Source organism: Nitratiruptor sp. YY08-26 (assembly GCF_016593215.1).
Taxonomy (GTDB): domain Bacteria; phylum Campylobacterota; class Campylobacteria; order Campylobacterales; family Nitratiruptoraceae; genus Nitratiruptor; species Nitratiruptor tergarcus.
Map to the genome: position 1 here is coordinate 470673 of NZ_AP023063.1, position 13574 is coordinate 484246.

General features: G+C 38.0%; 17 protein-coding genes. 15 read left to right on the plus strand and 2 right to left on the minus strand.

Going from position 1 to position 13574, the window contains the following annotated elements; genetic code table 11:
- Window positions 1-27 precede the first annotated feature (27 nt).
- From JG738_RS02660 to JG738_RS02730, 15 genes are read left to right on the plus strand one after another with little or no spacing between them, the layout of a single operon-like run.
- Entirely contained in the window at window positions 28-1422 is a 1395-nt protein-coding gene (locus JG738_RS02660; protein ID WP_201338236.1) for a phosphomannomutase/phosphoglucomutase, read from the plus strand.
- Window positions 1394-2401, plus strand: coding sequence for a dihydroorotase (pyrC, locus tag JG738_RS02665; protein WP_201338237.1), 1008 nt, complete (start codon window positions 1394-1396; stop codon window positions 2399-2401). Before JG738_RS02660 ends, pyrC begins: the two co-directional genes overlap by 29 nt.
- Window positions 2391-3047 (plus strand): response regulator transcription factor, encoded by a 657-nt coding sequence (locus tag JG738_RS02670; RefSeq protein ID WP_201338239.1) that lies wholly within the window; start codon window positions 2391-2393, stop codon window positions 3045-3047. The genes pyrC and JG738_RS02670 overlap by 11 nt, the downstream gene beginning before the upstream one ends.
- Window positions 3037-3873, plus strand: coding sequence for a HAMP domain-containing sensor histidine kinase (locus JG738_RS02675; RefSeq protein ID WP_201338241.1), 837 nt, complete (start codon window positions 3037-3039; stop codon window positions 3871-3873). The genes JG738_RS02670 and JG738_RS02675 overlap by 11 nt, the downstream gene beginning before the upstream one ends.
- Window positions 3870-4304: a TonB-system energizer ExbB gene (gene exbB / locus JG738_RS02680; protein WP_201338243.1), complete on the plus strand. Its 435-nt coding sequence runs from the start codon at window positions 3870-3872 to the stop codon at window positions 4302-4304. The genes JG738_RS02675 and exbB overlap by 4 nt, the downstream gene beginning before the upstream one ends.
- 46 nt (window positions 4305-4350) lie before the next feature.
- Window positions 4351-4659 (plus strand): biopolymer transporter ExbD, encoded by a 309-nt coding sequence (locus tag JG738_RS02685; protein WP_236593251.1) that lies wholly within the window; start codon window positions 4351-4353, stop codon window positions 4657-4659.
- Window positions 4656-5483: an energy transducer TonB gene (locus tag JG738_RS02690; protein ID WP_201338247.1), complete on the plus strand. Its 828-nt coding sequence runs from the start codon at window positions 4656-4658 to the stop codon at window positions 5481-5483. Before JG738_RS02685 ends, JG738_RS02690 begins: the two co-directional genes overlap by 4 nt.
- Window positions 5484-5524: 41 nt before the next feature.
- Window positions 5525-6541: a nitrous oxide reductase accessory protein NosL gene (locus JG738_RS02695; protein ID WP_201338248.1), complete on the plus strand. Its 1017-nt coding sequence runs from the start codon at window positions 5525-5527 to the stop codon at window positions 6539-6541.
- On the plus strand, window positions 6534-6830 hold the full coding sequence (locus tag JG738_RS02700; protein WP_201338249.1) for a hypothetical protein: 297 nt from the start codon (window positions 6534-6536) through the stop codon (window positions 6828-6830). Before JG738_RS02695 ends, JG738_RS02700 begins: the two co-directional genes overlap by 8 nt.
- Window positions 6827-7984: an ABC transporter permease gene (locus tag JG738_RS02705; RefSeq protein WP_201338250.1), complete on the plus strand. Its 1158-nt coding sequence runs from the start codon at window positions 6827-6829 to the stop codon at window positions 7982-7984. The genes JG738_RS02700 and JG738_RS02705 overlap by 4 nt, the downstream gene beginning before the upstream one ends.
- A complete protein-coding gene (locus tag JG738_RS02710) occupies window positions 7981-8664 on the plus strand; it encodes an ABC transporter ATP-binding protein (protein WP_201338251.1) in 684 nt (227 codons plus the stop codon). Before JG738_RS02705 ends, JG738_RS02710 begins: the two co-directional genes overlap by 4 nt.
- Window positions 8665-8692: 28 nt before the next feature.
- The gene (locus JG738_RS02715; RefSeq protein WP_201338252.1) at window positions 8693-9598 is read left to right on the plus strand and encodes a hypothetical protein; all 906 of its coding nucleotides are present in this window, start codon (window positions 8693-8695) and stop codon (window positions 9596-9598) included.
- Window positions 9599-9606: 8 nt separating this feature from the next.
- Entirely contained in the window at window positions 9607-10077 is a 471-nt protein-coding gene (locus JG738_RS02720; protein WP_201338253.1) for a hypothetical protein, read from the plus strand.
- Window positions 10074-10592, plus strand: coding sequence for a YtfJ family protein (locus JG738_RS02725; RefSeq protein ID WP_201338254.1), 519 nt, complete (start codon window positions 10074-10076; stop codon window positions 10590-10592). The genes JG738_RS02720 and JG738_RS02725 overlap by 4 nt, the downstream gene beginning before the upstream one ends.
- Window positions 10585-11568 (plus strand): glycerophosphodiester phosphodiesterase, encoded by a 984-nt coding sequence (locus JG738_RS02730; RefSeq protein ID WP_201338255.1) that lies wholly within the window; start codon window positions 10585-10587, stop codon window positions 11566-11568. Before JG738_RS02725 ends, JG738_RS02730 begins: the two co-directional genes overlap by 8 nt.
- A 9-nt stretch (window positions 11569-11577) precedes the next feature.
- On the opposite strand, the gene groL is transcribed toward JG738_RS02730, so the two are convergent.
- Both groL and groES read right to left on the minus strand, forming a co-directional pair.
- Complete coding sequence (gene groL, locus JG738_RS02735; RefSeq protein WP_201338256.1) at window positions 11578-13221, minus strand: chaperonin GroEL; 1644 nt, start codon at window positions 13219-13221, stop codon at window positions 11578-11580.
- Window positions 13222-13235: 14 nt separating this feature from the next.
- A complete protein-coding gene (groES, locus tag JG738_RS02740) occupies window positions 13236-13505 on the minus strand; it encodes a co-chaperone GroES (RefSeq protein ID WP_084275405.1) in 270 nt (89 codons plus the stop codon).
- Window positions 13506-13574 lie beyond the last annotated feature (69 nt).

Below are 13574 nucleotides of genomic sequence, written 5' to 3' on the forward strand. Positions count from 1 at the left end.
TATAATTGGGTAAAAAGTAGGAGTAAAATGGCAAAGAGCATTTTTCGTGAATATGATATTCGAGGAATATTTGAAAAAGAGCTCAATGAAGCAACGACAAAGAAAATTGGCTACTTTTTGGCGCAAAAAGTGCCAGGTGAGTATATTGCAGTAGGGTATGATGCACGCATACACTCGCCAACACTCTTTCAATGGCTTACAAGTAGCATTAATGCAGCAGGCAAACATGTACTTGGCATGGGCATGGTACCAACGGGAGTTAACTACTTTAGTAATTTTCAAACATTTGAGATAGATGGCATAAAGGTAACTCCTAGTGCTTCAGTGATGATTACAGGATCGCATAATCCCCCTGAGTATAACGGCTTTAAGATTACAGTTGATAAAAAGCCCTTCTTTGGAGCAGATATCTATGCACTTGGAGAGGAGGTACTAGCGAGTGATATAGTAATAGCAGATGATGAGAAATACTATCCAATTGATGCAAAAGGGCGCTATATTGCATATATGCTAGAAAATTTTTCACATTTGAGAGATTTTGAGCAAACGATAGCGATAGATTGTGGTAATGGCGTAGCTGGCATTGTTGCTGAGCCGATTCTCAAAGGGCTTGATATCTCTTACGAAGGCCTCTATTGCAGACCAGACGGAACATTTCCAAATCACCATCCAGATCCAAGTGAAGAGGAAAATCTCAAAGATTTGCAAAAAACAATGAAAGAGAAAGCTATAGATTTGGGCTTTGCTTTTGATGGGGATGCAGATCGCATTGCAGTACTAACACAACAGCACAATTTCAAAGGAGATGAACTTGCGATCATCTTTGCTAAACAACTTGATAATCCTACAGTCATTGGTGAAGTAAAGTGCTCACAGGTGATGTATGATGAGATAAATAAAATTGGCAAAGCGATAATGTATAAAACTGGCCATAGCAATCTTAAAGTCAAAATTGCCCAAACTAATGCTGATTTTGCAGCGGAGGTGAGTGGGCATCTCTTTTTTAATGATCGCTATTTTGGATATGATGATGCAATATATGCGATGCTAAGAGTAATAGAACTTGTAGCCAATGGCATAGATCTTGATAAAGAGGTAGCTGCACTTCCAAAGGTCTGTAACACACCAGAAATTAAGATCAATACCAGCGAAGAGGCAAAGTTTGCCATTATAGAGAGACTCAAAGAGGCTTTTGCTACGCTACCAGATGATTTTCCTCATATTAAAGAGATAATTGATGTAGATGGTGTGCGCATTGTGTTTGATGAAGGATGGGCGCTGGTACGAGCTTCCAATACTACGCCTGTACTTGTGACGCGCTTTGAAGCAAAAAGTCCTGGACTTGCTAAGCTTTATCAACAAAAAACAATAGAACTTCTTAGAAAGGTAGCACATGCAATTGACGCTCCACTCTCCACTTGATATGCATCTACATCTGCGTGATGGACAGATGCTCCAAACTGTTGCACCCTTGAGTGCCAAAAGCTTTGCAGGTGCTCTAGTGATGCCAAATCTCGTACCACCTGTAACAACTAAAGAGATGGTACAAAGCTACAAAAAACGTATCAAAGAGGCAATAGGTGATGAGGTTTTTGAGCCATATATGACACTTTTTTTTAGACAAGAGTATGATTATGCCTTTTTAGCTGATGTAAAAGATTTAATTTTAGCTATCAAGCTCTATCCAGCAGGAATTACTACAAATAGCGAAGGGGGAGTTGATAATTTTAGTGTTGAGGCTCTAGCTCCTACGCTTGAAGCTATGAGTGAGCTTAAAATCCCACTTTGTGTGCATGGTGAGACAAATGGCTTTGTGATGGATAGAGAAGCAGAGTTTATTCCCATTTATGAGCGCATAGCTAAAAGATTTCCAGATCTTACAATTATTATGGAGCATATTACTACAAAAAATGCAGTGGAAGCTTTGATGAAGTATGAAAACCTCTATGCCACTATCACGCTTCATCACCTCTATATTACTCTTGATGATGTAGCAGGCGGACTTTTGCGGCCTCATCTATTTTGTAAACCAATTGCTAAAAGACCAGAAGATCGCATGGCCTTGCGCAAAGTAGCACTTATGGCACATGAGAAGGTGATGTTTGGAAGTGACAGCGCTCCCCATCCAAGAGATAAAAAGGAAGCCCCCGGATGTGCTGCCGGAGTCTTTACTGCTCCAGTTGCGCTGCCAGCTCTAGCCCAGCTCTTTGAAGCAGCAGAAGTGCTGGAGAACTTGCAAAAATTTGTGAGTGATAATGCGCGCGCTATTTACGGTATAGAGCCACCAAAAAAAGAGGTAGAGCTGGTTAAAGAGCCATTTGAAGTTCCACAAAGCTACAATGATGTAGTGCCGATGTTTACAGGAGAGAGTCTAGCGTGGAGGATAGCGGGTGGCATATAGAGTTTTGCTGCTTGAAGATGATGAACTCTTTGGGGAGACAGTAGAGGAGTTTTTACAAGAGGAGGGGTATAGGGTTGATTGGGCAGTGAATGCAAAAGAGGCTTTAGAATTTTGCTATCACACCAAATATGATCTCTATCTTTTTGATGTGAAACTCGAAGGAATGGATGGCTTTACTCTTTTAGAAGAGCTGCGCAAGAGTGATGATGAGACGCCAGCTATTTTTATTACAAGTAAAAATCAAAAAGAGGACATCAAAGAGGGGTTTTTGCGTGGGGCTGATGACTATATAACAAAGCCTATAGACTTGGATGAGCTCTCTCTTCGCATAAAGGCTTTGCTGCGCAGAAGCTATGGTGCAGAAAAAATTGCAATAGATCAATATATTTTTGATATCAAACAGATGGTACTTAAAAAAGGAGAAAAGGTTATTGAGCTCAATCCAAAAGAGATGAAGCTTTTGGAGCTTTTTGTAAAAAATCGCAAAAAAATTGTTACAAAAGAGCGTATTTATGAGTATCTTTGGAAACCAGATGAAGTGGTAAGTGATGGGGCTTTGCGTGTCTATGTGAATACACTCAAGAAGATTTTTGGCAAAGATGCTATTACAAATGTAAGAGGCGTGGGATATAAGTTTGAAAAGTAAAGATATTTTTGCTTTTACACTTTTGTATGGAGTCTCTATTTTTCTGCTTCTTTTCGTAGGATATTTATGGATCGATAATATTGGTTGGAACTATTTATGGATTTTAGGTGTAATAATAACGCTTTTGGTTATTTTATTAGGATATCTCTTTGCAAAATATGCTTTTTCTCCATTGGTAGAGCAAAATAGTGAGCTTGATAATCTGCTCAAAGATACTTTGCATGAGCTTAACATTCCAGTAGCTACCATTAAAGCCAATGTAGCGATGCTCAAAAAATCCTGTCCCCATGAAAAATCGCAAAAGAGGCTTGAGCGCATAGCAAAAGCGAGTGATCAGCTCTTAGCACTCTATAAAGAGGTAGATTTTTTTATAAAAAAAGAGATAGACAAAGATACAAGAGAGCGCTTTGATGTAGCTGAAGTTGTAAAAGATCGTGTAGAATTTTTTAAAGAGTTGTTACAAAAAAAAAGAATCTACACAGATTTGCAGCCTTTGCAGGTCAATCTTCCAAAAATTGGATTTATAAAAAGCTTTGATAATATTTTATCTAATGCGATAAAGTATACGCCAAAAGATGGATTGATTAAAATCATTGTCAAAGATGCAAAACTTGTGATAGAAGATAATGGCATTGGCATGAGCGATGCAGATCTCTTGAGAGTTTTTGATAGATACTATCGCGCAACAGACAAAAACGAAGGATATGGGATAGGGCTCAATATTGTGAAAAGATTTTGTGATGAAGAGAATATCAGAATTTCAATTGATGCAAAAAAAGGGGAGGGGACGAAAGTAACCCTTGATCTCGCAAAGGTAAAAGTATGAACCATTTAAAAGAGTTTATTGACTATGGGATAATTGGCTTTTTGCTCTTTATGAGTTTTTTGAGTGTTTGGTTTTTTATTGAAAGACTACTCTATTATAGAAGCGTGAAACCTGAAAAATTTAGTAATAAAGAGGAGTTGGAAGTTAAACTTACCGATTATCTTTCTTTAATTGCTACCATTGCTTCCTCAGCTCCCTATATTGGCCTCCTTGGGACGGTGCTTGGAATTATGCTTACTTTCTATACAATGGGACAGCATGGCATTGTCAATACAAAAGAGATTATGATTGGACTTGCTCTTGCTCTCAAAGCTACTGCAATGGGCTTAGTAGTAGCAATTCCCGCAACGATGATGTATAACTTTTTGATAAGACGTGTTGAGGTCTTGCTTGCACGATGGGATATAGTTCATGCAGCTGAAAAAATTTGACCAGATAAATGTTATCCCCTTTATCGATATTATGTTGGTGCTATTGGTGATAGTACTAACAACTGCTACGTTTATTGCCAAAGGTGCTATTCCTCTTGATCTTCCAAAGGCAGGTTCAGCAAAGAGTCTGCCAGTAAAAAAAATAGAGCTCTCCATTACAAAAGATGGCAGGATCTTTTACTTTAAAGAACCTGTAACTTTAGCAATACTTAAGAATAAACTCCTCTCTCTTAATAAAAAGAGCAACATCCTCATTCGTACTGATAAAAATGCAAAGTTTGAAGTCTTTATTGAGGTTTTGGATCTTTTAAAAACACAAGGTTTTACAAATATTGCGGTAGAAACGGTTAAATGAAGCGATCTTTTTTTATAACACTGGCTCTCTACGTGGCTCTTTTTGCTCTTATTTCTCAATTTAATTTCTCTATGCCAAAAGAGTCGCCAAAAAGAGTGGTTATAAGTGATATAAAGATAAAAAAAAACTGTACCTGCAAAAAATGCACCTGTAAAAATTGTAAGATGCAAAAAGCAATAAAGAAGCCTCCTAAAAAGAAAGCGCAATTTCCCAAAAAAGAGGTTCTCAAGCAAAAACCAAATATAAAGCCAAAAAATAAGCCACGTAAAACGATAAAAAAGCCACTAAAAAAACCAAAAAAGCTATCAAAACCTAAAAAAACTATAAAAAAACCTCAAAAAATAACAAAAAAACATAGTAAGCCAAAACAGAAACCTTTGCCAAAAAAAGTGGTTGTAAAAAAGATTCCAAAAAAGAGTGTAAAAATGATTGAGAAAAAGGTGGTAAATACAACTTCTGTGCAAAAAACACTACCACAAAACAGAAAAAAGAGTAGCACCCAAAAGCCTCACTCTCAGCCTTCTGGTAAACCCTCTTATGCACAGCAGTTTACCACTCGTTTTGCAAGTAAGATCCGCTTGGCTATCCAAAAACATAAATACTATCCAAGAGTAGCAAGACGAACAAAAAAAGAGGGCGTTGTACGTGTATGTTTTGAGCTTACTCCCCAAAAAGAGATAGAAAATATTGCGATTTTGCAATCGAGTGGTCATAAAATTTTAGATAAAGCTGCTATAAAAACCATAAAAAAAGCTCGCCGTGACTTTCCTATGCCAAAACAGCGCGTCAAAATTGTAGTTCCCATTGAATATAAATTAAGATAAATTTAACACTTCTGCTCTATAATCAAAACAAAGGGGGATATATGAGAAAACTACTGCTTCCAATGTTTTTTGTTCTTGCACTCTTTGCTTTTGATAAGTCGATGCCACATCCAGAACTTCATCAAAAATGGTGCAGTGTGTGTGGTATGAATCTTGCAAAATTTTATAAAACAAATCACCTCGTTGTACTTAAAGATGGCAAGCAGATGCAGCTATGCTCTATGCACTGCTTAGCGCAAATCTATCCACATATAAAAGATAAGATTGCAAAAATAATGGTAGTCGATGCAAAAAGTGGTAAGTTTATACCAGTGCAAAATGCTTACTATGTAGTAGGCAGCAGTGTACCTGGGACGATGAGCATGCAAAGTAAAATTGCCTTTAGCTCTATAGATAATGCTAAAGCATTTCAAAAAAAATATGGCGGAAAAATCATGCGCTTTGATGAGGCTTTTGCTCTACAGCGAAAAATGTTTGCAAAAGAGCAAACAAGAATTGCTCATAAGCAGCGTAAAATGGCAATGATGGGTAAAATTCTTTATAAAAAGCACTGCAAAGAAGTTAATGGGGAGTTTGCTTCGTTAGCCAAACTTAAAGAGCATATTGTAAAAAACCATCTTTGTAATCTCCAAGGTAAAAAACTGCAAGCAGTGGCGCTCTATCTGTGGCAAAAACAGCATAAAAAACATATTCATGTACCAAAAGATGCAAAATGTCCTGTATGTGGAATGTTTGTAGCAAAACATCCTCGGTGGGCTACGATGATTGTTGATGAAGAGGGGAGAAAGCTCTACTTTGATGGTGTCAAAGATATGATGAAATATCTCCAAAATCATAAGTTTAAGCGAGCCTATGTGAGTGACTACTACAGTGGAGAAGCGGTAGATGCTACAAAAGCTTACTATGTTTTAGGCAGTGATGTGTATGGACCTATGGGTAAAGAGTTGATTCCATTTAAATCTTTGCAAGATGCAAAGAGCTTTTTGCATGATCATAAAGGAAAGAAAATTTTACGGTTCTCACAAATAGATAAAGAGGTGTTACAAGAACTTGAATAGATATCTCTATCTTTTTGCTTTTTTTATTCTTTTTGTTTTACTCTGGGGAGGGGGGACTGCTTGGATGATTCACAAGCAGTATGGCAATGTACAGCAAAAAAGAGCAGTAGTGCACCTCTTGCAGCTTCCAGATCTTGCAATGAGTACTGAAGCGCACTGCATTCGCCACAGATCTCTTACAAATCTTTTTGAGGTTTTTGGATATGGACCTTCGCTTTTGCCCTATTTTCCAAGCACTTTTATCTATGCGCCTCCACCCTATCTCAATGCAAAGGATCAAATTCAATGAAAATGCTCGCCTTTGCGCTAGCATCATTGCGCCGAAGAGTATGGAAAAATGTGAGTCTTTTTATAATTTTTAGTCTGCTCATTTTTACCGTTATGAGTGTTTTTTTGATTGCGGCTTCACTCAAAAAGGAGCTCTTTATTACTCTTGATGCATTACCTGATATTTATGTACAAAAGGTAGCAGCCGGAAGACTTGTGCCAATAGCAATGCAAAGAGTTGAAGAAATTGAAAACATCAGTGGTATAGCCTGGGCAATGCCACGTGTGTGGGGGTATTACTACTACGCACCTGCTGGAGTCAATTTTAGCGTAGTGGGGATCGATTTTGATGATGTAAGCTATAAAGAGAGTTTCAATGAAGCTATTGCTAACACAGAAGCAGAGGGTAATTTTATGGTAGTAGGAGAGGGGGTAAAGAGAGTTTTGCAAAGCCACTACTATAAAAATTTTTTCAACTTTATCACTCCTCAAGGCGATTTTATCAAGGTTAAACTTGCAGGCACTTTTCCGGCACAAAGTGCACTTGAGGCGAGTGATACGATTTTACTACCGATGCAGCTAGCAAGAAAAATCTTTGCACTTTCAAAAAATGAGGCTACAGATATTGTTGTAAAACTCCAAAATCCAAAGGAGATGCGCACCATTGCTGCAAAACTGCGCACCCTGTATCCCGATACCCGTGTTATTACAAAAGAGGATCTGCGAACAAGCTATCAAAATCTCTTTGATTATAAGAGTGGACTCTTTTTAGCCCTCTTTATAGGAGCACTTTTTGCCTTTTTTATTTTAGTTTTTGAAAAAGCTAGCAGTGTAGGAAAAGAGCAGATTAAAGAGATCGGCATTCTCAAAGCCTTAGGGTGGCGTATAGAGGATGTTTTGTTTTTGAAGTTATTAGAGAGTTTGATTGTTATTGGCAGCTCCTATTTGGTAGGAGTGATTGGGAGCTACTTCTTTGTTTTTGCTTTGCAAGCGCCTCTTTTGCGCAATCTCTTTAACGGCTTTTCAGCTCTCAAACCCCAAGCAGATCTCATGGTGGTGTATGAGCCCTCCATTGCAGTGAGCATTTTTTTGATTCTTGTGCCTCTCTATTTAGCTGCAACGATTGTTCCAAGCTGGCGCGCTGCGGTAATTGATCCAGAAGAGGCGATACGATGAGTGCTATTATTTCTTTGGAAAAAGTGAGTAAAATCTACAATCTCGGTACTGCAAAAGAGGTTGTGGCTTTAAAAGATGTGAGTTTGCAAATAAAAAGGAGCTCTCTTGTGCTTCTTATGGGGCCAAGTGGGAGTGGCAAAAGTACGCTCCTTTCACTCATTGCAGCACTCACAAGACCAACAAGTGGAAAAGTGGTAGTAGATGGGCAAACTATCTCAAAACTTCCAGATAGATTTGCAGCTGCATACAGAAGAGAAAAAATAGGTTTTATTTTCCAAAAATTTAATCTCTTAGAGGATCTTACTGTTTTTGAAAATGTAATAGTCCCATTAATTCCTACTCCAACTCCGCTAAAAGAGCTTGAACAGATGGCTCATGCAGTGATGGAGCGTTTTGCAATTGCGCATAAAAAGGATATGGTAGTAAGGAAGCTAAGCGGAGGTGAGCAGCAGCGTTGTGCCATTGCAAGAGCACTCATAGACAATCCTCCCATCATTTTAGCAGATGAACCCACAGCAAATCTCGATAGTGCTCTTACTGAGCAGTTTTTGCAGATTTTAGGTCAGTTAAAGCAAGAGGGCAAGACGATAGTAATTGCCACACACGATCCCAGATTTGCCGATTTAGAAATTGTAGATGAGATTTATGAAGTGAGAGAGGGCAATGTTTTTCTCTCCTGAGGTTTTTATCAATCTCTTCTTAGATTCGTTGCTTTTTTTCTTTTTGAGTATTGCGTGGATAGTTAGTATAAAGATCTCTTTGTGGTTTGATTATAATGCCGATACGCCAAGACAGTATGCACTGCTGCGTCAAAGTTATTTGGCCGCTACGATTATTAAGTTTGCTCTCTTTTTTAAAATCATTCTTCTCTTTTATTTCATATACACTCTTGATAAACTCTCCAATATTATCCCTGGCGCAATGTGCGCTGCTGGTGTGATTACAGCAAACTCTTATGGTGTGTGGCTCTTTGCAGTGAAAATTTTCAATATCTACCTCTTTGGTATCTGGCTTGTTATCAACGCACTTGATATGAAAACCATCGATTACGCATATACAAAGCTCAAATTTCGCTTATTTGTGCTGCTCTATCTTTTTATTGTAGCTGAACTATTGCTTGAATATGCCTATTTTCATGCCCTTGATGTGAATAAGATCGTAAGTTGCTGTGGAGTGCTCTTTAATCCAGTAGGGCAGAGTGCATTAGGGATTTTGTCACATATTCCGCTAAAACTGCTTCTATGGCTCTTTTATGGTAATCTTGTTCTGTTAGTAGTTTTTTATAAGAGGATCTATGTTTTTGCATTTTTGAGTGTAACATTTATTTTCATTGCTATTTTGGCGATTATCTTCTTTTTCTCCCCTTACATCTATGAATTACCTACGCATCACTGTCCCTTTTGTATTTTGCAAAAGGAGTACTTTTATATAGGTTATATCCTTTATACATTGCTCTTTTTAGGGACATTTTTAGGTATCGCAGCAGGGGTCAAGAAGGCATTAGGAGTTGTCTCTTCAGTAAAATTAGCGCTTCTTTTTGATATAGTTTTTACATTGATACTTACATACTATGTCATAAGTTACTATCTCAAAAATGGAGTGTGGCTCTTGTAGGAGGAGAGATGAAGAGAGTTTTTTTATTACTATTACTTCTTTTTTTTGTGGGATGTGAGAAGATTGAAGTCTATAAAAAAAGCGAAGATGGCAAGCCAGTAACCTTTAAACCAGGTGAAGTGCAGTGTGTAGAGTGTACCATGCAGCTTGAAACGAAACTCCATAGCGCCCAAGCTATTATGCCAAATGGTAGAGTCTATTTTTTTGATGATCCAGGATGCTTGGCAAAGTGGTATCTCAAGCAAAAAGAGAAAAACAGAATTAAACTTTGGATATATACCGACGATACCCACCGCTATATCGATGCACGCAAAGCGTGGTATAAGCTAGGAGATAAGACTCCTATGAATTACGGTTTTGGTGCTTATGAGAAAAAGGTAGCTGGTGCAGTGGGATTTGAAGAGTTTTTGGCAATGATGGCAAGAGGAGAGAATATGACAAATCCTGCTATTAGAAAACGATTTTTGGAGCAAAAATGAAAAAGATAATATTACTTTTTACATTGGTTATCTTTGGCTTTGGTATTGAGATAGGAAGTGTGGTGCCACAAGTGGTGCTTAGTAAAAAAGATGGGGGACTAGTGAGTGGTGGTGCATTTGATCTCTCATCCCTTCGGGGTAAAGTCTACCTCCTTGTGTATAGCGATCCTGACAAGAGAGATCTCAATGAAGAGTTTTTTGAAAAAGTCAAAGCAAAAAATTTTGATAGAAGTAAGTATGGTTCAGTTGCAATTATCAATATGGCAGCTACTTGGATGCCAAACTTTTTGCTCAATGCAATTTTAAAAAAGAAGCAAAAGAAGTTTCCACAAACTATTTATGTAAAAGATAATAGAAAAGTTTTAGTGAAAAAGTGGGGATTAGCAGATCAAAATCAAGATATTGTGATAATTGATAAAGAGGGGAGAGTGGTTTTTTATAAAGCTGGAAAGCTCTCTCCAAAAGAGCAAGAGAGAGCTCTTGAAATTCTTACAGAAAAGATCCAAAATGATTGAAAAGGCGCTCAACCAAAAGCCTTTTGGTGTTATAGCGCATAGAGGTGGAGGATTAGAAGTTCCTGAAAATACTATTAAAGGCATAAAACATGCTATTCGTATCAAAGCTGATATTGTAGAGGTAGATATTCGCAGCACGAAAGATGGTGAGCTGATACTCTTGCATGATAGTGATTTTGAGAGGGTGGCTGGTGTGGCAAAAGAGGCTAAAGAGCTAGAATTTGCATATATCAAAGAAAACATCCTCATTGAAGATAGTGAACCAGTAGCCACTTTGGCTGAAGCGCTTGAGAGTGCAAAAGGCAAAATTGCTATGTTTTTGGAGATTAAAGAGCCAGATACCTGTCAAAAGGTAGTAGAGCTTGTACAAGAGTATCAGGTGCAGCAAGATGTATGTATTATAAGCTTTTATGAAGAGGTAGTAAGTGAAGTAAAACGTCTTGATAGCACTATTACTACGGGTCTTGTATATAACTATCCTCCAGGCAAAATTCCAGATGCAAAGCAGCTTGGATGTACTCTTGTCTTGCCTCACTATCGCATAGCTACAGCTAAAGCCAACAGATTTGCACATAATATTCATCTCAAAGTAGGGGTGTGGACAGTCAATGAAGAGGATCTCGCCATTGCCATGTATGAAAGAGGTGCAGATCTTATAGCAAGCGATTATCCAAAAATGCTATTGAAACTACGCAAAAGGCTCCTCGAGGGTGGTGTTATAGAAAAAGAGAAAATAGCATTTCTCATTGAAGAGGTAGATGATATTTTACTTCGCAAAGTAGTGCTTGGAAGAGGACACTTTCTCATTGAAAGAGATCCACGAAAAGACAATACCTATCATACTCTCAAAGAGAAATACAACAATAATTTTTACATATTTGATGAGTATAAAGAAGAAAAGCTAACAAATGAAGTGGTTTTGGTGCAAAAAGTTAAAAGATCGAAAGTAGATGAGATAATAAAAAAGTTTGGGTGAGGGGAGGGATTAGAATCCCATTCCTCCCATACCACCCATTCCTCCCATGTCAGGAGCTGGAGCTGCTGGTTTTTCCTCTTTGATTTCACTAACAGTTGCTTCAGTTGTAAGGAGCAAGCTTGCAACTGATACAGCATTTTGCAATGCTACACGCTCAACTTTTGCTGGGTCAACGATACCAGCTTCAAACATATCTACATATTCACCAGTTGCAGCGTTGAAACCGATATTTTCATTTTCATTATTTTCAACATTGTTTGCTACAACGCCTGGATCAAATCCTGCGTTTTCAGCAATTTGTTTAAGTGGTGCTTTGATGGCTCTAAGAATTATTTCAGCCCCTATTTTCTCATCGCCTTCAAGCTCAAGACTTACTTTGTTTGCTGCTCTAACAAGTGCTGTACCACCACCAATAACAATACCTTCTTCTACAGCAGCTTTAGTTGCGCTAAGAGCGTCATCAACTCTATCTTTTTTCTCTTTCATTTCAGTTTCAGTTGCAGCACCTACTTTAATAACTGCTACACCACCAGCAAGTTTTGCAAGACGCTCTTGAAGTTTTTCTTTATCATATTCGCTTGTTGTTACTTCAATTTGCGCTTTGATCTCTTTAATGCGCGCTTCAACTGCAGCTTTGTCACCTTTACCATCTACGATAGTAGTGTTTTCTTTATCTACTACAACTCTTGAAGCGCGTCCAAGATCTTCAAGTGTTGCACTCTCTAACGTACGTCCAAGCTCTTCGCTAATGACTTGGCCACCAGTGAGGATTGCGATATCTTGCAACATCGCTTTTCTTCTATCACCAAATCCAGGAGCTTTTACAGCACATACATTGAGTGTGCCTCTGAGTTTATTTACTACAAGTGTTGCAAGTGCTTCACCCTCTACATCTTCAGCGATGATGAGAAGTGGTTTGTTTCCTGTTTGTACAATTTTTTCCAAAATTGGAAGAAGATCTTTCATATTGCTGATTTTCTTATCATAAAGGAGGATATATGGATCTTCAAGTACAGCTTCCATCTTTTCAGTATCTGTTACAAAGTATGGGCTAAGGTATCCTCTATCAAACTGCATACCTTCAACTACTTCAAGCTCATCTTGGAGTGATTTACCCTCTTCAACAGTTATAACACCATCTTTACCAACTTTATCCATAGCTTCAGCGATGAGTTCACCAATTTTTGGATCGTTGTTAGCTGAAATTGTTGCAACTTGTGCGATCTCTTTTTTATCTTTTACTTCGCGAGAGATTTTTTTGAGCTCAGCCACAATCGCTTCAGCTGCTTTATCCATACCTCTTTTTACTTCGATTGGATTTGCACCGGCTGTGATGTTTCTCAAACCTTCTTTAAAGATATTGTATGCAAGAACTGTTGCAGTAGTTGTACCGTCACCAGCCTCATCAGCAGTTTTGCTTGCAACTTCTTTTACAAGCTGCGCACCCATATTTTCAACAGTGTTAGGAAGCTCAATCTCTTTTGCAACACTTACACCATCTTTTGTAATACTTGGGCTTCCAAAAGATTTTTGAATAAGTACATTGCGACCGCGAGGTCCCATTGTTACTTTAACAGCATCTGCTAATTTTTTAACACCTTCGAAAAGTTCTCCTCGAGCAATATCACTAAAATGAATCTCTTTTGCTGCCATCTATCACCTCCTTCTTATTCCAAAATTCCAAGAATATCGTCAGTTTGTAAAATGAGATACTCTTTTCCTTCTAGTGTTATATCTGTTCCGCTATATTTAGCAAAAACAACTCTATCTCCGACTTTAATATGTCCCTCTTCTTCTACTTCTGGACCAATTGCTAAAACGTTTCCTTCAAGAGGTTTCTCTTTTGCATTATCTGGGATAATGATTCCTGATGGAGTTTTTTCAGGCTCTTCTACTCTTTCTACTAATACTCTGTTTCCAAGTGGTTTGAAATTCATCGCACCCTCCTTTTTCTTTGTCAGTCTGTCATTTTCAGTGCCAAAATTTTATAGCAATAAAACTTAAAA

Coding starts and splice junctions, on each gene's coding strand:
- JG738_RS02660 (WP_201338236.1), top strand. CDS start 28: ATGGCAAAGAGCATTTTTCGTGAATATGATATTCGAGGAATATTTGAA.
- pyrC (WP_201338237.1), top strand. CDS start 1,394: ATGCAATTGACGCTCCACTCTCCACTTGATATGCATCTACATCTGCGT.
- exbB (WP_201338243.1), top strand. CDS start 3,870: ATGAACCATTTAAAAGAGTTTATTGACTATGGGATAATTGGCTTTTTG.
- JG738_RS02690 (WP_201338247.1), top strand. CDS start 4,656: ATGAAGCGATCTTTTTTTATAACACTGGCTCTCTACGTGGCTCTTTTT.
- JG738_RS02695 (WP_201338248.1), top strand. CDS start 5,525: ATGAGAAAACTACTGCTTCCAATGTTTTTTGTTCTTGCACTCTTTGCT.
- JG738_RS02705 (WP_201338250.1), top strand. CDS start 6,827: ATGAAAATGCTCGCCTTTGCGCTAGCATCATTGCGCCGAAGAGTATGG.
- JG738_RS02710 (WP_201338251.1), top strand. CDS start 7,981: ATGAGTGCTATTATTTCTTTGGAAAAAGTGAGTAAAATCTACAATCTC.
- JG738_RS02720 (WP_201338253.1), top strand. CDS start 9,607: ATGAAGAGAGTTTTTTTATTACTATTACTTCTTTTTTTTGTGGGATGT.
- JG738_RS02725 (WP_201338254.1), top strand. CDS start 10,074: ATGAAAAAGATAATATTACTTTTTACATTGGTTATCTTTGGCTTTGGT.
- JG738_RS02730 (WP_201338255.1), top strand. CDS start 10,585: ATGATTGAAAAGGCGCTCAACCAAAAGCCTTTTGGTGTTATAGCGCAT.
- groL (WP_201338256.1), bottom strand. CDS start 13,221: ATGGCAGCAAAAGAGATTCATTTTAGTGATATTGCTCGAGGAGAACTT.
- groES (WP_084275405.1), bottom strand. CDS start 13,505: ATGAATTTCAAACCACTTGGAAACAGAGTATTAGTAGAAAGAGTAGAA.